The sequence below is a fragment of the Enterobacter cloacae complex sp. SHL021 genome, assembly GCF_049237765.1.
Lineage (GTDB): Bacteria > Pseudomonadota > Gammaproteobacteria > Enterobacterales > Enterobacteriaceae > Enterobacter > Enterobacter cloacae.
The window spans coordinates 231,850-252,660 of record NZ_JBMKJG010000003.1; the positions used below are offsets into that span (position 1 = coordinate 231,850).

At 51.1% G+C, this 20,811-nt stretch carries 16 protein-coding genes and 3 pseudogenes; 12 read left to right on the forward strand and 7 right to left on the reverse strand.

The features are described from left to right. The first annotated feature begins 1 nt into the window (after position 1). The 4 genes from ACOTZF_RS04620 to ACOTZF_RS04635 all read left to right on the forward strand — a co-directional run bounded on the left by ACOTZF_RS04620 (position 2) and on the right by ACOTZF_RS04635 (position 6,663). Positions 2–1,243 (forward strand): efflux RND transporter periplasmic adaptor subunit, encoded by a 1,242-nt coding sequence (locus ACOTZF_RS04620; protein WP_129317629.1) that lies wholly within the window; start codon positions 2–4, stop codon positions 1,241–1,243. A 10-nt stretch (positions 1,244–1,253) separates the two neighbouring features. Continuing rightward, the gene (gene silA / locus ACOTZF_RS04625; protein ID WP_421636048.1) at positions 1,254–4,394 is read left to right on the forward strand and encodes a Cu(+)/Ag(+) efflux RND transporter permease subunit SilA; all 3,141 of its coding nucleotides are present in this window, start codon (positions 1,254–1,256) and stop codon (positions 4,392–4,394) included. A 426-nt stretch (positions 4,395–4,820) separates the two neighbouring features. Beyond that, entirely contained in the window at positions 4,821–5,522 is a 702-nt protein-coding gene (locus tag ACOTZF_RS04630; RefSeq protein ID WP_129317627.1) for a hypothetical protein, read from the forward strand. Continuing rightward, positions 5,512–6,663 (forward strand): hypothetical protein, encoded by a 1,152-nt coding sequence (locus ACOTZF_RS04635; protein ID WP_129317626.1) that lies wholly within the window; start codon positions 5,512–5,514, stop codon positions 6,661–6,663. The genes ACOTZF_RS04630 and ACOTZF_RS04635 overlap by 11 nt, the downstream gene beginning before the upstream one ends. Positions 6,664–6,910: 247 nt before the next feature. Here ACOTZF_RS04635 and ACOTZF_RS04640 read toward each other — a convergent pair whose 3' ends face one another. Then, on the reverse strand, positions 6,911–7,828 hold the full coding sequence (locus tag ACOTZF_RS04640) for an AraC family transcriptional regulator (protein WP_058661329.1): 918 nt from the start codon (positions 7,826–7,828) through the stop codon (positions 6,911–6,913). A gap of 264 nt (positions 7,829–8,092) precedes the next feature. Between ACOTZF_RS04640 and ACOTZF_RS04645 the strand changes: the two are divergent. After that, positions 8,093–8,614 (forward strand): annotated as a pseudogene (locus tag ACOTZF_RS04645) (iron-containing alcohol dehydrogenase); the annotation flags it as partial. 435 nt (positions 8,615–9,049) lie between these two features. Here the strand turns inward: ACOTZF_RS04645 and ACOTZF_RS04650 are convergent. Then, positions 9,050–9,232, reverse strand: a pseudogene (locus ACOTZF_RS04650) (hypothetical protein); the annotation flags it as partial. A 29-nt stretch (positions 9,233–9,261) separates the two neighbouring features. Here ACOTZF_RS04650 and ACOTZF_RS04655 point away from each other — a divergent pair. Together ACOTZF_RS04655 and ACOTZF_RS04660 are read left to right on the forward strand one after the other, a co-directional pair. Further along, positions 9,262–10,017 (forward strand): annotated as a pseudogene (locus ACOTZF_RS04655) (alpha/beta hydrolase); the annotation flags it as partial. 4 nt (positions 10,018–10,021) lie between these two features. Continuing rightward, positions 10,022–10,396, forward strand: coding sequence for a DUF2255 family protein (locus tag ACOTZF_RS04660; protein ID WP_129317624.1), 375 nt, complete (start codon positions 10,022–10,024; stop codon positions 10,394–10,396). A gap of 298 nt (positions 10,397–10,694) precedes the next feature. Here ACOTZF_RS04660 and murI read toward each other — a convergent pair whose 3' ends face one another. The 3 genes from murI to ACOTZF_RS04675 form a co-directional block, all read right to left on the reverse strand. Beyond that, positions 10,695–11,525 (reverse strand): glutamate racemase, encoded by an 831-nt coding sequence (murI, locus tag ACOTZF_RS04665; protein ID WP_129317623.1) that lies wholly within the window; start codon positions 11,523–11,525, stop codon positions 10,695–10,697. Between the two features lie 59 nt (positions 11,526–11,584). Beyond that, on the reverse strand, positions 11,585–11,977 hold the full coding sequence (locus ACOTZF_RS04670; protein ID WP_129317622.1) for a tautomerase family protein: 393 nt from the start codon (positions 11,975–11,977) through the stop codon (positions 11,585–11,587). A gap of 101 nt (positions 11,978–12,078) precedes the next feature. Further along, positions 12,079–12,969 carry an alpha/beta fold hydrolase gene (locus tag ACOTZF_RS04675; protein ID WP_129317621.1) on the reverse strand — a complete coding sequence of 297 codons (891 nt, stop codon included), beginning with the start codon at positions 12,967–12,969 and terminating at the stop codon, positions 12,079–12,081. Positions 12,970–13,160: 191 nt separating this feature from the next. Between ACOTZF_RS04675 and ACOTZF_RS04680 the strand changes: the two genes are divergently transcribed. After that, positions 13,161–14,378, forward strand: coding sequence for a YbfB/YjiJ family MFS transporter (locus ACOTZF_RS04680; protein ID WP_164987664.1), 1,218 nt, complete (start codon positions 13,161–13,163; stop codon positions 14,376–14,378). Between the two features lie 23 nt (positions 14,379–14,401). Here ACOTZF_RS04680 and ACOTZF_RS04685 read toward each other — a convergent pair whose 3' ends face one another. Continuing rightward, complete coding sequence (locus tag ACOTZF_RS04685; RefSeq protein WP_129251693.1) at positions 14,402–15,289, reverse strand: LysR family transcriptional regulator; 888 nt, start codon at positions 15,287–15,289, stop codon at positions 14,402–14,404. Positions 15,290–15,382: 93 nt separating this feature from the next. Between ACOTZF_RS04685 and ACOTZF_RS04690 the strand changes: the two genes are divergently transcribed. From ACOTZF_RS04690 to ACOTZF_RS04705, 4 genes are all read left to right on the forward strand, one after another. Next, complete coding sequence (locus ACOTZF_RS04690) at positions 15,383–16,441, forward strand: NAD(P)H-dependent flavin oxidoreductase (protein WP_129251692.1); 1,059 nt, start codon at positions 15,383–15,385, stop codon at positions 16,439–16,441. A gap of 259 nt (positions 16,442–16,700) precedes the next feature. After that, entirely contained in the window at positions 16,701–18,068 is a 1,368-nt protein-coding gene (chrA, locus tag ACOTZF_RS04695; protein WP_129251691.1) for a chromate efflux transporter, read from the forward strand. A gap of 110 nt (positions 18,069–18,178) precedes the next feature. Then, entirely contained in the window at positions 18,179–18,622 is a 444-nt protein-coding gene (locus ACOTZF_RS04700) for a PACE efflux transporter (protein ID WP_129317620.1), read from the forward strand. Between the two features lie 40 nt (positions 18,623–18,662). After that, positions 18,663–19,028 carry a VOC family protein gene (locus ACOTZF_RS04705; RefSeq protein WP_013096589.1) on the forward strand — a complete coding sequence of 122 codons (366 nt, stop codon included), beginning with the start codon at positions 18,663–18,665 and terminating at the stop codon, positions 19,026–19,028. Position 19,029: 1 nt separating this feature from the next. Here ACOTZF_RS04705 and ACOTZF_RS04710 read toward each other — a convergent pair whose 3' ends face one another. Continuing rightward, positions 19,030–20,646, reverse strand: coding sequence for a mechanosensitive ion channel family protein (locus ACOTZF_RS04710; RefSeq protein ID WP_029883289.1), 1,617 nt, complete (start codon positions 20,644–20,646; stop codon positions 19,030–19,032). Positions 20,647–20,811 lie beyond the last annotated feature (165 nt).

Consider the following 20,811-nt stretch of genomic DNA (forward strand, 5'->3'; position numbering starts at 1 on the left):
CATGGCATCGTTAAAGGTTAAATATGCTGCAATGATAATCGGCAGCCTTCTTGCGGGAGGGCTGATTGCAGTGACGGCGTGGCAGTATATTTATGCTGCCGAAAAAACAGAAAATACCCCGCCGGAACGAAAGGTGCTTTTCTGGTATGACCCGATGAAGCCCGACGTTAAATTCGATAAGCCCGGTAAATCGCCGTTTATGGATATGGATCTGGTACCTAAATACGCGGATGAGAATGACGATAAAAACGGTGCCGGTATCCGTATTGATCCGACGCAGGTTCAGAACCTGGGATTAAAAACGCAAAAAGTAACCCGCGGCACGCTGAATTATGCCCAGACCATCCCGGCCAACGTCAGCTATAACGAATATCAGTTTGTGATTGTGCAGGCACGATCCGAAGGCTTTGTGGAGAAAGTGTATCCCCTGACGACAGGCGATCGTGTGAAGAAAGGCACGCCGCTCATCGATATCACCATTCCGGAGTGGGTGGAAGCGCAGAGTGAGTTCCTTCTGTTGTCCGGCACCGGCGGCACTCCCACGCAGCTGAAAGGGGTGCTTGAACGGCTTCGTCTGGCAGGCATGCCGGAAGCGGATATTCAAAGGTTACGCTCGACCCGCACGGTCCAGACCCGGTTTACCATCAAAGCCCCCATTGACGGGGTGATCACCGGCTTTGACCTGCGTACCGGGATGAATATTTCGAAAGATAAGGTTGTGGCACAGATTCAGGGGATGGATCCGGTGTGGATCAGCGCGGCCATACCTGAATCCATCGCGTATCTGCTGAAAGACTCCTCGCAGTTTGACATTTCGGTCCCGGCGTACCCGGACACATCGTTTCACGTTGAAAAATGGAACATTTTGCCAAGCGTCGATCCTGCCACCCGTACGCTGCAGGTTCGCTTGCAGGTTTCCAACAAAGACGAACGGCTTAAGCCGGGCATGAATGCATATCTGAAGCTGAACACCCAAAGCCAGGAGATGCAGTTGATCCCCTCCCAGGCCGTTATCGATACGGGTAAAGAACAGCGGGTCATCACCGTTGACGCGGAAGGGCGATTTGTGCCGAAGCAGATCCACGTTCTGCACGAATCCCAGCAGCAGTCCGCCGTAGGATCCGGCCTCAACGAAGGGGAGTCGGTGGTGGTTAGCGGTCTGTTCATGATTGATTCCGAAGCCAATATTACCGGTGCGCTGGAGCGTATGCGTCAGCCTGAAAAGAGTCATTCAGGCCATTGAGGAGACGACGATGATTGCATGGATTATCCGGCGCGCCGTCGCCAACCGTTTCCTGGTGATGATAGGGGCGCTGTTTCTAAGCGTCTGGGGAACATGGACCATCATCAATACGCCGGTGGATGCCTTACCCGATCTGTCTGATGTTCAGGTGATTATTAAAACGAGCTACCCCGGCCAGGCACCGCAAATTGTCGAAAACCAGGTGACGTATCCGCTCACCACGACCATGCTGTCGGTGCCGGGTGCGAAGACCGTGCGTGGGTTTTCACAGTTTGGTGATTCCTATGTGTACGTTATTTTTGAAGACGGGACCGTTCTCTACTGGGCCCGCTCGCGCGTTCTGGAATATCTCAATCAGATTCAGGGGAAGCTGCCTGCTGGTGTCAGTTCGGAAATTGGGCCAGACGCTACGGGCGTGGGCTGGATCTTTGAATATGCGCTGGTGGATCGCAGCGGAAAACACGATCTGTCCGAACTGCGTTCCTTGCAGGACTGGTTCCTGAAATTTGAGCTGAAAACCATCCCGAACGTGGCGGAGGTGGCCTCGGTCGGCGGGGTGGTGAAGCAGTATCAGATCCAGGTCAATCCGCTGAAACTGGCACAATACGGCATCAGTCTGGCTGACGTGAAGCAGGGCCTGGGATCCTCTAATCAGGAAGCAGGGGGCTCATCGGTCGAAATGGCGGAAGCAGAGTATATGGTCCGGGCCAGCGGCTATCTTCAGACCATTGATGATTTCAATAACATCGTCCTGAAAACCGGCGAGAACGGAGTACCGGTTTATCTGCGTGATGTTGCTCGCGTACAAACCGGACCTGAAATGCGGCGCGGGATTGCCGAGCTTAACGGGCAGGGAGAGGTCGCGGGCGGCGTGGTGATCCTGCGTTCGGGTAAAAACGCGCGTGAAGTGATTACCGCGGTAAAAGATAAACTGGAGACGCTGAAGGCCAGCCTGCCGGAAGGTGTTGAGATTGTTACCACGTACGATCGCAGCCAGCTGATTGACCGGGCCATTGATAACCTGAGTTATAAACTGCTGGAAGAGTTTATTGTGGTGGCCATCGTCTGCGCGCTGTTTCTCTGGCATGTGCGGTCTGCGCTGGTGGCGATTATCTCTCTGCCGCTAGGCTTGTGTATTGCTTTTATCGTCATGCATTTCCAGGGGTTGAACGCCAATATTATGTCCCTGGGCGGGATCGCCATTGCCGTGGGGGCGATGGTGGATGCCGCCATCGTGATGATTGAAAACGCGCATAAACGGCTGGAAGAGTGGGATCATCAGCACCCTGGCGAGCAGATTGATAACGCGACCCGCTGGAAGGTGATCACCAACGCCTCCGTTGAAGTAGGCCCCGCGCTGTTTATCAGCCTGCTGATCATCACCTTATCGTTCATACCTATTTTTACCCTCGAAGGTCAGGAAGGGCGTCTGTTTGGTCCGCTGGCCTTTACCAAAACGTACGCCATGGCAGGCGCAGCCGCGCTGGCCATTATCGTCATTCCCATTCTGATGGGCTTCTGGATCAGGGGGAAAATTCCCGCCGAGAGCAGTAACCCGCTGAACCGGCTGCTGATTAAAGCCTATCATCCGCTGCTGCTGCGGGTGCTTCACTGGCCAAAAACAACCCTGCTGGTGGCGGCCTTGTCGATCTTCACGGTTATCTGGCCGCTGAGTCAGATGGGTGGCGAGTTTCTGCCGAAGATCAACGAAGGCGATCTGCTGTATATGCCATCAACACTGCCGGGCGTTTCTCCGGCTGAAGCGGCTGCGCTGTTGCAGACCACGGACAAGCTCATCAAAACCGTTCCTGAAGTGGCGTCTGTGTTTGGCAAGACCGGTAAGGCAGAGACCGCAACGGACCCCGCACCGCTTGAAATGGTGGAAACCACCATTCAACTGAAACCCGAGGATCAGTGGCGATCCGGGATGACGATTGACAAGATTATTGACGAACTCGATAAAACCGTCCGTCTGCCGGGTCTGGCTAACCTCTGGGTGCCGCCGATCCGTAACCGCATCGACATGCTTTCTACCGGGATTAAAAGCCCAATCGGTATCAAGGTGTCAGGCACCGTTCTGTCGGATATCGACGCCACGGCGCAGAGCATTGAAGCGGTCGCCAAAACCGTATCCGGCGTGGTGTCTGCTCTTGCAGAGCGGCTGGAAGGCGGGCGTTACATTGATGTGGATATTAATCGTGAAAAAGCATCCCGCTACGGTATGACGGTGGGGGATGTGCAGCTGTTTATCTCCTCCGCCATTGGTGGCGAGACGGTAGGGGAAACGGTTGAGGGCGTGGCCCGGTACCCGATCAATATCCGTTATCCTCAGGACTACCGGAACAGCCCACAGGCTCTGAAAGATATGCCGATCCTGACCCCGATGAAGCAGCAAATCACGCTGGGGGATGTGGCGGATATACGTGTCGTTTCCGGCCCGACGATGCTGAAAACGGAAAATGCCCGACCAACCAGCTGGATCTATATTGATGCCCGCGGCAGGGATATGGTGTCGGTGGTCAATGACCTTAAGACGGCCATCAACCAGAACGTGAAGCTGAGACCGGGAACCAGCGTGTCGTTCTCCGGTCAGTTTGAGCTGCTGGAACATGCCAATAAGAAACTGAAGCTGATGGTGCCGATGACGGTGATGATTATTTTCATTCTGCTGTATCTGGCATTCCGCCGCGTTGATGAAGCCTTGCTGATCCTGATGAGTTTGCCGTTCGCTCTGGTCGGGGGGATCTGGTTCCTGTACTGGCAGGGCTTCCATATGTCTGTCGCCACCGGCACCGGGTTTATTGCCCTGGCCGGGGTGGCCGCCGAGTTTGGCGTGGTGATGCTGATGTATTTACGCCATGCCATCGAAGCGAACCCGGCCTTATCCCGGCGAGAGACGTTCACCGCACAAGCGTTGGATGAGGCGCTGTACCATGGCGCGGTCCTGCGTGTCCGACCTAAGGCGATGACGGTGGCGGTTATCATTGCGGGTCTGCTGCCCATACTCTGGGGAACCGGCACGGGGTCAGAAGTTATGAGTCGGATCGCCGCGCCGATGATTGGCGGGATGATAACAGCGCCGCTGCTGTCGCTGTTTATCATTCCGGCGGCGTATAAGCTTATCTGGTTGCGCAGGTATAAAAAGCAATAAAAATCGTCACTCCGTTGATGCTCGCGAACAATAGGGCGATCAGCACAACCTACTAATACGCACTCGGCTGGCTAGCCGAGTGCGGCAAGTACGCCATATCCCAGCCATAGCTGCGGCATACCAAAACTGACGAACACCCCAAAGGTACTATAAACAAGAGATGTTTAAAATCTTCATTGTAAACTCCGCAGGATAACACTTGACGTTTATGTGTACATCTCTTTAGCTTTCTTAAATGACTCTGACTTCCTGAAACTCTTTGATTATGCATAATTTACAGAACCTCTTGCATTTGCCCACCTGACTCTGACATTATTCATACAATAAGAATGCTTCAAGTTTATATATGAATTATTTTGCTATTAGCAAGAGTATCGATTTCTTTTTTTAAAGTAGGTTAAACTTGCATAAAAATAGGATTACTTTATGACAATCACTTATGATCTTACACAGCTGGACTCTCACTCTTTTGAACATATGGTAAATTTCCTTGCCATGAAAAAATTAGGCAGCGGCATAACCGGGTTTGTCTCAGGACCCGATGGTGGGAGAGATGGTTATTTAAAAGGAAAAGCACCGTATCCTACGACTGAAGATTGCTGGGAAGGTATATGGTATATACAGTCAAAGTTTCACAAACCGAACCTGAGCACGAATGCTCAAAAATGGTTAATAAGAGAGGTTATAAAAGAAATTAAGTCATATTCAAATAGTAACCATAGAGTACCACCTGATATTTGGATCATAGTCACTAACATAGAACCCAGCGGGCAACCCCAAACTGGGGCTTATGACAAGATCATATCTTTAGTCAAAAAATACTCACCTAAAATTAAAGTAGATGTGTGGGGTGGTAGGAAGATTTTAGATTTTCTTTTGGAATATCCCTTAGTCGCTCAAGCCTATGGACATTTTTTAACACCGGGTCATGTTATCAGTGCACTTTATAAATCTTTAGAGAAATCAAATGCTAAGGATAAGGCGTTGATAGAGCATTTTATGGTTAGTCAATTTAAGGATTTAAGTTATACCAAACTTGAGCAAGCTGGTTCAAATAATGACCACAAACCAAAAATACATGAGCTTTTTCGCGATCTTCCTATTGTTGCTAATGGATATGAAATTTAGCGATAAAAGATATTCTTTTCCCGTAGAGTTGTTTAAAGTGCTGGATGTGTATTATAGAGAAAAAAACGCCCCTTCGTTTAGACAGGTTTTAGAAATTATAAAGAGTAATGAATATAATTTTTCATGTGTCCCGTCTTCTTTACAGGCATTTATACCATTATGCTTTGATAATTCGCTACTGCAGCAGCAGGTTGATACGTTACTGAAAGGTAATGATAAGTTTATCGATTCTTATCTTAGCACAAAAATTTTCGATGGAAGACCGATTCGGCCAGATTCTAAATATATAGTGTTTAATCATGATGTGTTTTCAAAAGATAAATGGGATGAATTATGCTCTGACTTCCCTGATTTGGCTTTGAATGTGATTAGTGCTTCATTTGTAGATAAACAATTGGAGGCTGATGTAATTTCAAAAGAAAAAGAAAGTATTTACGCTCCCGTTCTTACTATTGCAAAAAAATACCCACATGTTTTTTGTGGTTATTATTTTTTGTGGAATGGTCTCTTCAATGTTTTTCCCAACGAAGAACATAATTTGAAATCATTAATGATAGCAAATGAAAAACCAGTACGTTACAAATCAACATTTAATTTCAAATTGATGTCTATATATAAGCTTAATCTTCCGGATGACAAGCCATTGATTATTCATTTGGCAAATGCCTTGGCTTCATCAAATTCACAATTAGATAAATACAAAAAAGAATATCCTCCAGAGTTTACCAATGGAGTACTTGAGGCTTTTGGCCTTACATTTGGAATACTTTATGAAATTGCTTCTGATAAAAATGAGCAGTATATACTCCGAGCTTCAAGTTTAAGCCTTTTGTTACATCATCAACTGTCTGATAAAGCTAAGACAATTGAGAATTTTTTTGTAAATAATCTTAATGACTTATGTATTGAGCTCTATAGTTCAACTTGTGGGCAATTAATTTCTCATCCATTATTCTCGTTATTACATGATGTTGTTAATATTGATGCAAAACTACAAGAATTTGTGGGTAAATATTTTAGCATTTCAAGAAGTAATTTCTCTAGCCGCATTGCTATGCAACACATAATTGCCAAATGGCGTGAAAGATCTGGTTCAGTTGTCCATAACAGTGGAAGGTTAGAAAGTTGGCTTTCTGAATAAATGGGTGATGCACTTTAGTGACAGTAATTTACTGTAAATCTGCCTGTTGGCTATGGAGGCCAGTTTGATAAGCTCAACATTATTATAAATTAATATTTTGTAAATGAAGGGAGCCCACTCTGAAGTGGGCTCCCTTGTAATCTATCATAATGATCCTTAGCGCACATTTCAAAGAGGCCCGGACGGAGCCACAGTAAAATGAATCTCAACCGATGATCACCGGGTCTGAGGCGGGTAAGAGCAGAATTTATTTACTCTTACCGGCAGATTTTCTCAGCACAGTAATATCCCTCTTGGGTGATTCCCCGAACATCCGCGTATATTCCCGGCTGAAATGGGACAAGCTTTCGTAACCGACAGCATAGGCCGCTGTGGTGACATCGTAATGTTCATTCAGCATCAGTCGCCTGGCTTCATTGAGGCGCAGCCATTTCTGATACCGAAGCGGGCTCATTCCCGCAAGTTGCCTGAAGTGTTGGTGGAAAGAGGGCGTGCTCATTTGCACCCGGCTTGCCAGCTCCTCGACACGTAGTGGTGATGCAATATTGGTCTTTAACCAGTCGATGGCTTTACCGATACGGTAGCCATGGCCGTCTACTGCTGCAATTCGTCTGAGATGATCGGACTGATCGCTCATCAAAAGCCGGTAATGTATCTCTCTTTGAATCAGCGGTCCAAGAACAGGAATGGCTTCAGGCTCGTCAAGCAAAGAAAGAAGACGGCAGAAAGGCTGCAGCAAAACATCAGTAATAGTTCCCAGGCCGACACCCGTGCCCGCATCTCGTTTTTTGACCGGCGGCAGGCTTCCCTGTGCAATTAATTCCATCAGCACGCGCTGGTCAAGTTTATAGGCTACGCCCACGCAGGGACGGGATGTCGAAGCCTGTAATACTTCCGAGCTCGCTGGCAGGTCAAGAGAGGTGATCAGGAATTTTTTCGTATTGTATTCGTAAGGCTCACCACCAACCCACATGATCTTCGCGCCATCAGCTACCAGAACGATACTGGGAGGGACCAGGCAGCTTACCGGAGGAGCGGGTTCGTTTCGGCGGAACAATTCGAGTCCTTCTACGGCTGTAGGAAAATCACCGGTACCGGGCGTGCGCTGAGCAATATCGCCCGAAAGCTCACCCAGTAGTTTTTCAACCGACTTGTCAGAAATCATTCTGTAATGCCTCACATTTATTACGTCTTTTGACGTTATCAACTTAGCCGTTATGAAAAATGAAATATAGGCTTTGAACTCAGGTTCAGAGGATCAGGCAAATAATGCAGAGGATTTTAATAACACATCTCATTACAGACTCTCAAAATAACAACCCTGAAATGAGGCTGTGACCGATAAGTCAGGTCTTACCGTCAGCAAATTTAACCCATTCAGGTTAAAGCCATTTTTTACTGCCAGACAGATTATCCGGAGGAGACAAACGTGAAAGATTTTACTTTCTACAACCCAACCCGAATCGAATTCGGTTCCGGAAAAGAGGATACTATTGGTGCATACATTGCAAGCGCTGGCGTTCGTAAAGTTCTGCTGTGCTACGGAAGCGAACGTATTAAACGTGAAGGCCTGTTCGATACGGTCAGCGGAAATCTTGCCGATCACGGCATCGAGTATATAGAACTTGGCGGTATCGTAAGTAACCCGGTGATATCCAAAGTCCGTGAAGGGGTGGAACTGGCGAAACACCATGACGTAGATGCTATCCTGAGCGTTGGCGGCGGCTCCGTGTTGGACAGCGCTAAGGCTATCGCGGCCGGCGCACATTATAATGGGGACGTCTGGGATTTATTCGCTGGTAAAGGCGAGCTTTCCTCTGCTTTACCTCTATTCGCCATCCTGACTCTGGCTGCAACGGGAAGCGAAATGAACCCGTACGCTGTTGTCACCAATGAAAAAACCCATGAAAAATTATCTATCGGTAACGACTATACGCGTCCTGTGGTATCCGTACTGAGTCCGGCGCTGATGGCGGGCGTCTCCCGTGATTACCTGGTCTATTCTGCCGCTGATATTATTTCACACCTTATCGAAGTGTACTTCACCGCAACCGTTCAGCCTGCCATTCAGTCAAGGCTGGTTGAAGCACTGCTAAATACGGTAATTGAAACCACACAAACGCTCATTGCCAATCCGGAGGATGAGGCTGCCCGTGGGGAATTTGCCTGGGCAGCAACCCTTGCTCAAAACGGTTTGATCCTGTCAGGCTGTGCCGGATTCAGTTATCCGAATCATGCAATTGAGCACGCTTTATCCGCACTTTTCAACGTTCCGCACGGGGCAGGGTTGTCCGTTGTTATGCCCGCCTGGATGAAATGGTACAAAAACCGAAATACACCGCAGTTTGAGCGTTTCGCAAAATATGTGTTCGGACTCAGTTCGGCAGACGACGGCATCGCAGCGCTTGAGAAGTGGTTCGAAGAAATTGGTACGCCAACACGTCTTGAACAGCTGAACATCAGGGAAGCAGATCTGCCCGCTATCGTTGAGAACGTCCAGATCAATGTCAAAGCGTTTGGTATCGCCAGTGATTACCCGCCGGAAGTTGTAACTGAAATACTCATGCATGCTGTCTGAAACATATCCCTCAATATCCAATGAAAGGTTTTAATATCATGACGCTAAAATCTTCAACGCGCTTTTTTAATGGCGCACTCCTTGCCGGAGCGATGGCTCTGATTTCAACAGAAGCTGCGGTCGCCCAGCCTGCACCAGGCACAGAAGATTCTTCAATCCGTCTGGTTCAGACGTGGGATAAAACGTTCCCAAGGAGCGAAAAAGTGGATCATCAAAAAGTTACTTTTAAAAATCGTTACGGTATTACGCTAGCCGCTGATGTATATCTTCCTAAAGATCGCGGGAACAAGAAGCTTGCTGCGCTTGTGATTTCCGGGCCTTTTGGCGCGGTAAAAGAACAGGCCTCAGGTCTCTATGCTCAGACCTTAGCAGAGCGTGGATTCGTGACGCTGGCATTTGATCCGTCTTATACCGGTGAAAGCAGTGGTGAACCCCGCAATATTGCTTCACCTGATATCAATACCGAAGACTTTATGGCCGCAGTCGATTTTATTGGACTGCAACCTTATGTGGATCGTGAACGTATCGGTGTCATCGGTATCTGCGGCATGGGGGGGATTGCCCTGAACGCTGTTGCCGTGGATAAACGCGTAAAAGCGGTCGTTGCCAGCACCATGTATGATATGAGTCGCGTGATGTCGAAAGGCTACAATGACACCGTAACACCGGAGCAACGCGAGCAGGCACTCGAGAAGATGAGCCTTCAGCGCTGGGAAGATGCGGCAAACGGCAAACCTGCATACCAGCCAGCCTATAATAAACTGAAAAGAGGAGAGTTTTATGCTCTGGAATCCTGAATTATTAGCAAGAATAGATGCGGCTGACGACCTGAAAATCGCTCCGTATCATCCCGACATGAATACGACCGGTACGCCGACATGGATTTGGGAAGTGAAGGTGGATAATCGACTTTTCGTCCGAGCCTATAGTGGTACCCGTTCAAAATGGTATCAGGCAGCATTGTCTCAGCAGGCGGGTAAGATACTGGCTAACGGACAGGAATTCGACGTACTGTTCGCAAAACCATCAGACCCTGAGCTTGAAAGTAAAATTGATCAGGCTTACCAGAAAAAGTACTTCAGCAGCAGCTATGTTTCCGCAATGACAGGGACACGCGCGAGAGCGGCAACGATTGAGATTTTACCTTTTAGTTAATCCCTTAACTTAATGCCGGCATACGAAAGAGGATGGGGTGCTTAACCCCATGGTTTTATGAGAACCGACCTGGTTCATGAAGTAAGTTATCGGTTAATGTGATTTAACATAATATACATTATGCGCACCAAAATGGTGGTAGCTAAATTGAGATATCCGTCTCTGACCAAATTATACATGTCCGCGCTCTGACCACAGCAATCCTTCGGCAAAAGCTGAAACATAACCCACAGGCAGACATTTTTATTTAGCCAGAAAGCGGACCTTTAAAAACAGCCCAGACAAAGGTTGTGACGGCTCAATGATAATGTCTATTTGTATTAGAACTGCTTCGTGTGGTTAAGTCTGACAGGCTCTGAATCTCCCTATTCAGTCCCAGCAGTCTCCTGAGGGCTTTATGCATATCAGACGCACTGCCGGTTGTACAGAACCGGTACTTTTCCCCTTCGAGTAAAGTGGACGCGACCGGCTGATTCATTAAAGACGCGGCACGGCTTATAACCGCCGGTGCAGGATCATGTATCACAACCCCCGTGGGCACAATCTCCTCGATAAAAAGGCGCAGGAAAGGATAATGCGTGCAACCCAGAACGAGCTGATCTACCCCCTCCTCAAGCAACGGCTGAAGCACCTGGGCGACATACCTGCGCCGGGTATTATCGTCCATCAGATTACTTTCCACCGCGTCCACCCAGCCTTCCGGCGTGACGGCGTGTATGGTGACGGACCTGCCGTAACGATCTGTCAGGGAATGATACCTTTCTGTCCGCAACGTTGCGGCGGTCGCCAGAACGGCGATTTTCCCTGTCATGGTCCGCGCTGCGGCGGGTTTGATCGCGGGTTCAATGCCAGTAACGGGGACGGAACAGTGTGCGCGCAGGCTCTCAATCGCCACGCTCGTGGCAGTATTGCAGGCCACCACGATTTGCGTGGCGCCCTGCGCGGTGAGCCAGTCGCAGATGGCTTTGCTCCGGTTGAGTATGAGCTGGTCAGACAGGGTTCCGTACGGGCAGTACCGTTGATCTGCGACAAAAATGGCAGGCACGCCCGGCACCATGGTCATAAGCGCCTTCAGAACGGATAATCCCCCAAGGCCGGAATCAAACATACCAATCAGGTTTTCTTTCATCGTGACGGTCTTATTTCACAGGAACGGGCGGGCCGAAGCGAGGCCCGCGTTGGCAGAACTTACTTCAACTCACCGGTGACAAATTCCGCCCTGCCCCGGCCGAATGACCAGTCTTCATCACTGTTTTCAACCAGGGATACCATCAGGTCATCGGGGGAAAGTCCGCATGCGTCCTTCAGCCTGCGGGCCAGCAGGGCGTAGAACGCCTGTTTCTGGGCTTTCGTACGGGGGCGCGAAATGACCGTCAGAAGAACCGCCCTGTCACTGCGGGTATAGCCCAACCCGGTATCCCGGAGAATCAGCTCGCCAGGGTTGTGCTGGGTCAGGCTCTGGTAACGGTCACTTTCCGGCACGTCAAAAGCTTCCACCATGGCTTCATGTGCCGCATCCAGCAGGGCGCTGATTTCCGCCTCTGTCCGGCCTTTAATCACGTCAAATTTCAGTAATGGCATATCTACCTCTTTATAATGTCGGGATGGTGCTGCCGGACAAAGACCGGCAGAGTGCGTCCATATGTATGGCGCCGGGTACTGTAACCCGCCGCCCGTTCGTATCAGCGAAGCGTACGATCGAGGAACGCCAGCGTCAGCTGCGCAACGGCATCACTGGCCTCATCGAGTGCAAAATGGCCGGCATCAAGAATATGCAGTTCTGCATCCGGTAAATCCCGCAGGTAGGCTTCTGCACCCGGTACAATGAAAGAAGGATCATATTTTCCCCACAGGATCAGCGCCGGGGGCTGATGCTCGCGCATCCATTCCTGCCACTGGGGATAGGCTTTCACGTTGTTCTGGTAATCATAAAAAAGGGCTCCCTGAATGGCCCGGGCCTCCGGCCTCGTCAGCATCAAGTACTCTTCTTCCCAGGCTTCAGGGTTATATCGCTCCGGTGACGGCGTATTCCCGAGGTGTCGCTGTCGGGCGCCCTCACGGGACATAAACGCCTCCAGCTGGTCCGCATTGGCCTGCGGATCCTGCCAGTATAAAGCGAGTTTCGCCCACTTTTGCCCCAGTCCTTCTTCATAGGCATTTGCATTCTGGATAATGATGGCGCGGGTTCTATCCGGGTTCATCATGGCCATTCTGAAACCAACGGGCCCACCATAGTCCTGCATAAACAGAACATACTGCCCGATCCCAATTTCGCTCAAAAAGCGATCCAGCGTGCGGGCAATATTATCAAACGAGTAGGTGTATCTGTCCGGTTCCGGCGCATCGCTCAGTCCAAATCCCGGATAATCCGGCGCAATAATGCGGTATCGCGTGGACAGAAGCGGTATCAGCGGGGCGTACATCTTTGATGTTGAGGGATAGCCGTGCAGCAGCACGATGACCGGCGCACCGGCGGGACCGGCTTCCCGGTAGAAAATTTTTACCCCTTCAGTCTCGTGCCATTTGTAAGTCTGGCTGGCAGTCGTGGAGGGCAGCATCTCATTGGCCTGCATGGGTTACCTCTTTCCGGAACGATTAATGAGTAAGGCATCCGCGCCAGCGCAGCGAAACGAACTAAATATTCTGCGCCAGCTTGTTGCTTTGTCCTGGGTTGCATACAATCCCATATAGAGAATGAATTATCAAATACGTTCTCATTTTGAGATTATAACTGTATTTCCATTTGCAGTCAGGAGACATCATGATTTCAGTGTGGCGTTATCGGCCGGAAACGAAAGCTTTTTTACTTTCTGTGGCCGCATGTGTGGTTCTGGTTATTGGTATGGGATTCGGCCGGTTTGCCTTTACGGGGATCCTTCCGGTCATGGTGCAGGAGCATCTGCTCAGCCTGCGTGAGGGGAATATTGCTGCCTCCGCCAACTACGCAGGCTACCTGGTCGGGGCGCTGTTGCTGGCAAAAGCGCGCCCGTCTGACGCCAGATATCTTTGTGCAGGATCGGTTCTGGTGACGCTTGCCTGTCTTGCTGCCCTGGCATGGCTGCGCTCACCCGCTGGCATCATCGTGATAAGAGGCCTGGCCGGCATCGTCAGTGCGGTTAGTCTGATATCTGCATCACTGTGGTTACTGCAGCATATGAAGCATGCTCACGGCGCGCCGTTGATGTACGCAGGCGTCGGGCTTGGGATTTTTATCTCTGCCGAGTGTATTGCCCTGGGTAAATACATCGGTTTTTTCAGCACGACAATATGGACAATTTGTACCCTCTGTGCCGGAGTGCTGTACGGGCTCGTTTTCCATTTTCTCAACAGTCCGCCTGATACCTTAATCGATTACCATAAACCTGCCGATGTCACTATGAGCGGCGATACGTGCACGCCTGCAGCAGCCCTAACTTTACTCGCAGTCTATGGGCTGGCCGGATTCGGCTATATCATCACTGCCACCTACCTGCCATTATTTCTCTCCGGTTCACTTGTGGAATTTGATCCCGTACAGGTCTGGGCTGTCTTTGGTCTCGCTGCTGTCCCTTCATGCTTTTTCTGGCATCGTCTGGTACACCGTTACGGATATTCCCGCAGCTTCTGGCTGAACCTTATTCTGCAGGCCATCGGGGTATTATTGCCGGTTATTAGCCACAATCTGGTGCTCTGCCTCGCCAGTGCGCTTCTGGTCGGTTTTACCTTTATGGGGACCGTTACTATTGCCCTACCAGAAGCCAGACGTCTGGCCGGTGTCGTAAGCTTTAACATGATATCCGCCATGACTGCTGTCTATGGCATCGGGCAGATAGCCGGTCCGCTGGTTGCCGGAGAGCTATATTCCCTGACGGGGTCGTTTAACCCATCTCTTGTCGTTGCAGCCCTGTGCCTGTTTGCAGCCGGTAATCTGGTTTTATTTTCGTCCACCCCCATACCCTTTCTGAGGAGAACGTCTGATGAAAACGAATCTGCTGATGATTGATTGTAGGGAGCCTCCCTGCCGCTCTAGCGACTCATGTCCGCTGTGTCCTGCAGAACAGAAAGCAGTTTATCCAGGGCCGGTGAATTGAAGTCCTGACGCCAGATAAGCTGTGTGATTGCCGTTCCCGCGGGCAGCGTGGTAAGCCCCTCCGGTAACGACATCAGTGCCAGAACGCTCTGCGGAAGCACGCACATGGCGGTTCCTGATGCCACACAAGCCAGCATGGCATGGTAGGAATTCACCTCCTGGATCTGAATATTTTCTCCGCTGCCTGACATCTGGCTTAACAGCCCGACCGCGAGTTCCCGGTAAGTACAGCCCTTTGCAAAAGTCGCCAGCTGGCCTTCCGGAATGTCGCCGACCGTTTTCACCGCCGCCAGGGCGGCTGGCAGGACAAGGCGCAGGTTTTCGGTATAGAGCGGATGGTAGCTGAGATTTTCCGGGCAGATGATTTCCCCGTTTTCACTGCAGGGCAGCGCGACCAGCGCGCAGTCCAGCTCAGATATCAGCACCTTATCTGTCAGTTGCCGGGTCGGCCCTGTCGTAAGCCTGAGGCGAACCCCGGGACACGCCCGGTTGAAGGCGGCCAGCGGGGCCGGTAGCCGGCTGGCCGCCGTGGACTCCATTGATCCCAGCGTCAGTGTACCGACCGGCTCGCCAGGATGGAGGCTCTGACGCGCCTCTTCGGCCAGGCTGAGGATTTTTTTCGAGTACACCAGGAATTTTTTTCCCTGCGGGGAGAGCCTGATCTTTTTGTTTTCCCGGATGAACAGCTGCACACCGAGCTCTTCCTCAAGCTGCTGGATCCGGGTCGTGACGTTGGACTGCACCCGCCCCAGACGCCTGGCCGCCTTCACGACGCTCAACTCCTCTGCCACAACCTGAAAAATCTCGAGCGTAGTATGGTTCATTCTGTATTCTCATTTTGAAAACAATATTGACTTATCAGTCTCGCATGGAGATTTTATGTCTTCCCTCTGTACCACTTCAAGCAGGTAGATAATATGAATAACAAACTGTGCGAAAAGCTGAACATTGCGTACCCCATCATTCAGGCTCCCATGGCGGGCGTATCCACCCCCGAAATGGCGGCAGCCGTCAGTAATGCCGGCGCACTGGGCTCCATCAGTGTGGGGGCCTCCACACCATCGCAGGCAGAGAGCCTGATAAGAAAAACCCGGCATTTAACCGCTGGGCCATTCAACGTAAACGTGTTCTGCCATGCCCGGGCTGAGCGTAACGACGCGCTGGAGACCGCGTGGATCGAACGCTTCCGGGATGTCTTCGAACGTTACGGGGCCGCCCTCCCTGCCGCGCTCCAGGAGATCTACCAGACGTTTCATGATAACGATGCGATGGCCGAGATACTGCTGGAGACGGCGCCTGCCGCGGTCAGCTTCCATTTCGGGATACCACCTGAACGGCTCGTCCACCGGTTTAAAAGCCGGGGCATCATCACCCTGGCCACCGCAACCAGCTTACATGAAGCCAGGCTGATTGAGTCTGCCGGCATTGATTTTGTGGTGGCCCAGGGGACAGAGGCTGGCGGCCACCGGGGCATGTTTGATCCCCGTGAAGAGGACGAACAGCTCAGTACCTTCACTCTGATTCAGGCTCTCAGAAAAGGATGCACTCTTCCGGTCATCGCTGCCGGCGGCATTATGGACGGTGCCGGCATCGCGGCCATGCTGAAGCTGGGGGCGACCGGCGTACAGATGGGAACGGCTTTTGTTCTCTGCCCGGAGTCAGCCGCGAACGAGGCATACCGGCAGGCGCTGAAAAGTGAACAGGCGATGAGTACCGTGATGACGTCTGCCATTTCCGGTCGGCCGGCAAGGTGTGTCAGCAATGATTTTTGCCACCTCACCCGCGATCTCCCGAAAGAGAGTATTCCCCCGTATCCCCTGACCTATTCGCTGGGCAAAATACTGGCTGCGGTTGCAGCCGCAAAAGGTGCCCATGGTTTTGGCGCGCAATGGGCAGGTCAGGGGGTTGCTCTGGCCCGGGAGTTGCCTGCCGCAGATCTGGTACAGACTCTTGTCACCGAATGGCAGGACGTGTAACGGGTATCAGCGTATTACAGCACCGTACTACTATAAACATTCCTGAATTCAGGCAGAGCAAACGAAGCCTTTTGCCCTGACATGGTTCGTCCCCCCTGCATACAGCCTTGCAGGGGGATAAGCCGTAAAAATTGATCACCATCATTGGACTTCAAAACCCGGAGTAGGAGCGCTTCTCATCTTCACTCATCTTTCATAAATATGGCATATGCTTAGCGGATCCTTCTCTCAGAAGAATTCAAAACAGGTTCAGATACTCATGAACAGCAATCTGCCTCCGGTCTACGACGAACCGGGCGTTCCACCTCCGCATGTCAGTTTCCGTGAAGCCTTTTTATTCTGGCTGAAGCTGGGATTCATCAGCTTTGGCGGGCCGGCCGGGCAGATTTCGATAATGCATCAGGAGCTGGTTGAAAACCGACGCTGGATATCCGAACAGCGCTTTTTGCATGCACTGAATTACTGTATGGTGCTTCCGGGCCCGGAGGCGCAACAACTGGCGACCTATATTGGCTGGCTGATGCACCGCACCTGGGGCGGCGTGGTTGCCGGGACACTGTTTGTGCTCCCTTCCCTTTTTATCCTTATTGTCCTGTCGTGGATTTACGTGGCGTATGGCCATTTGTCTGTCGTGGCCGGTCTCTTTTACGGCATAAAACCGGCAATTACGGCGATTGTTGTGCAGGCTGCGCACCGTATCGGTTCGCGGGCGCTGCGTAACCGCACGCAGTGGGCAATCGCTGCCGCCGCGTTTGTCGCCATTTTCGCCCTCAATGTCCCTTTTCCCGTTATTGTCCTGTCAGCCTCAATGATGGGTTATGTGGGTGGGCGCCTTTTCCCCGACCATTTTGGTCAGGGTAACGCCCATGACGCCAGCCGAAAATCCTACGGTGCTGCCATTATTGATGACCATACGCCAGCGGCTCCGCATACGGTTTTCAAATGGTCACGCTTGACCCTGATTATCATTGCCGGTGTTTTTTTATGGGCAACGCCAATGGCGATGCTCTATCTAAGCCTTGGCTGGATGCACCCGTTTACCCAGATGGGCTGGTTCTTTACCAAGGCGGCGCTGCTGACCTTTGGGGGTGCCTATGCGGTACTGCCTTATATCTACCAGGGCGCGGTTGGTCATTATCAGTGGCTCACGCCAACGCAGATGATTGATGGTCTGGCGCTGGGCGAAACCACGCCGGGGCCGCTTATCATGGTTGTGGCATTTGTGGGATTTGTTGGTGGCTATGTGAATATGGCGTATGGCCCGGACCAGCTTTTCCTGGCAGGTGCTGTAGCGGCCGTGCTGGCGACCTGGTTTACGTTTCTGCCATCGTTTCTGTTTATCCTGGCCGGTGGGCCTTTTATTGAAACCACGCACAACAATATTAATTTCACCGCGCCACTCACGGCAATTACCGCAGCGGTGGTTGGCGTGATCCTGAATCTGGCACTCTTTTTTGGCTACCACGTGCTCTGGCCACAGGGAGTTGACGGCAAAATGGACTGGATAGCAGCGGTCATTGCACTTGCTGCCGCTATCGCACTTTTCAGGTTCAAATATAAAGTCACACATGTAATTGCCGCATGTGCGGTAATCGGGTTGATTTTACATCTTTTCCTCAGAACATAGAGCAAGGCCCCGAATAACCGGGGCCTGACAGCCATTCTAACCTTCACGTTTAAAGAAAGTTGAAGCACGTCTGATATACTTCATTTTTTTTAAAAAGCCGCACTAAGTAAATGGAAATTGAACTGGATAAAAGTTTTAAAGAACGCGTTTTGCATGCTGTTCTTTTCGAAGTGACGGCCAATGTCATCATTGCGCTGTCACTTGCGTGGCTGATGAACGTGTCGGTGCTTCAGTCGGGTTCGTTGTCCGTGATATCTGCACTTGCCGCCACGGCATGGAATTTTGTGTTTAATAAATTCTATGACGCCTTGCAGAAAAAATATGCGTTTCAACGAACATTTCTCGTGCGTGCAATCCATGCTGTCTGCTTTGAAACAGGACTTATCATCACATTAATCCCTGTCGCGATGGTAATGCTGAATTTAACAGTCACTGAGGCATTTTTTGTCGAGATCGGTCTGGTACTGTTTTTTCTGCCATACACGATGCTCTTCAACTGGCTTTATGACTACCTGCGTTGGACATTTGTTGGTCGGAAACGGTCCACCATTTAGATCTATACTCTTTATTTCTGCATCTTATTGAGGAAGGAAGATGTTCGATCATGTGAAATTCGGCGTCAGTGATTACGAAAGAAGCAAAACCTTTTTCATCAAGGCGCTGCAGCCGCTTGGTATTAAGATCGTTGATGAAGGCACACCCGAATATGGGGTTGAAATGAGTTCCGGCAACGTGTCACTTTGCCTGTTCCAGACGCGCGACAAACCGGCCCCTCTGCACCTGGCGTTTGTGGCAGAAACACGCCAGCAGGTAGATGATTTTTACCAGGCTGCCTTGCAAGCGGGCGCCCGTGATAACGGTGCCCCAGGCTTGCGGCCCTACAGCAAAAACTACTATGCCGCCTTTGTCATTGCGCCTGACGGCCATAATATCGAGGCGGTCTGTCATGCACCGGACTGATTCATGATGGCTTTTGTGCGGGTTTCTCTGCCGGTGCTGCGAACCAGTTTTCTTCCGCGACGACGACCGCACCTTCCGGCTGCATCACGAAGTTTGGCGACATAATCTGCACGTTGAACTCGTTGAAAACGTCCTGAATGTTACTGTGGAGCTCATTGCGGGCTTCGGCAAGTGACTGTCCGGGCTGCAATTTTACCTGCAGCTCATAGGCAATGTACCAGTCCATCAGCCCCAGCTGACGCACCAGGGGCTGCTGCGAAGGGTCAACACATTTCGACCGTCTCGCCGCCATCTCCAGCATGGCATGAACCTGTCGCCACGGCGTGTCATAGCCAATCGTCACGCCAATCGTCAGGTTCACGCCACCGTCAGGATTCTGTACGCTCAGATTGGTGATTTTTCCGCTCACCACCACCGCATTAGGTACGGTCACAACATAGTTCTCGCGGGTGATGATCTTGGTCGCCAGCATGCCTATCTCCGTGACCAGCCCTTCGTTATCCGCCACCCGTATAACGTCTCCTTTCCTCAACGCTCGTGAGTAGATCAGTACCAGTCCGCTCATCGCATGGTTCATCACGCCTGCCGAACCCAGGGTAAGCATCAGGCCAAAGAAGACGCTAATGCCTTTAAACGCCAGCGAATTCGCTCCCGGTAAAAACGGATAGGCCGCAGAGAGGGCAAATAACCACACCACGACAGAAATCAGTTTACGCGTAGCTCCCACGGTTTCAGGATGAATGCCCGGCAGCTGCAGGCGCCCTGCTTCCACCTGATTTAACAACACCTTCAGGAGCTTCAGAATAAAGGCGGTAATCACAAAGATGATCAGGACAATCATAATTCCCGGCATGGCTGAGACAATCGACAGCGCAATATCCCGCAGAACGCGCATGGTCCAGTCGCCTAACGATGCACCCCAGACGCGTGTCCAGGGGAACAAGCTGAACGCCCAGCTCAGCCAGAGATACAATCCGAGAATGCCCAGTAAAATCATCAGCAAAGCATACAAACGAGCCTCAATTGCGCCGACAAACTTACGCCAGCTCTGCGGGATAACGCTGCGGTTTTCAAGAATGCGGCGACGGCAGACATTGCGAACCCAGCGCCACGACCGCCACGCCCCGTACCAGAAAAGAGACAGAACCAGCAGCCCGACGACCGTTTTACCGGCGGAGAGCGCCAGCCAGCCGGTGTCATATTGATCGCGAAGCGCCGTACGTTGCGCCTCCATCCGCGCCAGCACGCGCTGAGCGGCCTGGTCGAGAGTCAAATCGTCCCCCTCATCCAGGTCCGCCTGCGTAAGCAATAAAACAGGCTTATTGTTCATGACAATCAGCCTTCCCTGCTGGTTGTAACGGGTGACGGGAACAATTTTCAGCGGCTCACGTACGTCCTGCTGCGTGAAATTGCGCAGGGTATGGCGAATACGTAACACGCGTTCTTCAGGCGTCGTGAGACCAAATTTGGCCTGCAACATCACAATCGGTTGATGAAAAATATAAACGGTTCGGGCCCGCTCCTGCTCAGTAGGCTCCTGGCGTGGCTCGGCGGCGACGCCAGTAAATGAGATGACCGAGAGCACGCAGGATAATAATGCGAGCAGGACCTTATTCATTTCCACCCCCTGAAACGCAACTTATTGTTATTTTTTAATTGCCCCAGAGAATGGCGAGTCTCTGCATGTTGAGCATAGACCAGCGTCGCGCTTATGCAACATCACCATTATGCATGATACTGCTTGTATTTGCACGATGGTGCCTATTAAGATACGTTTCAGAGC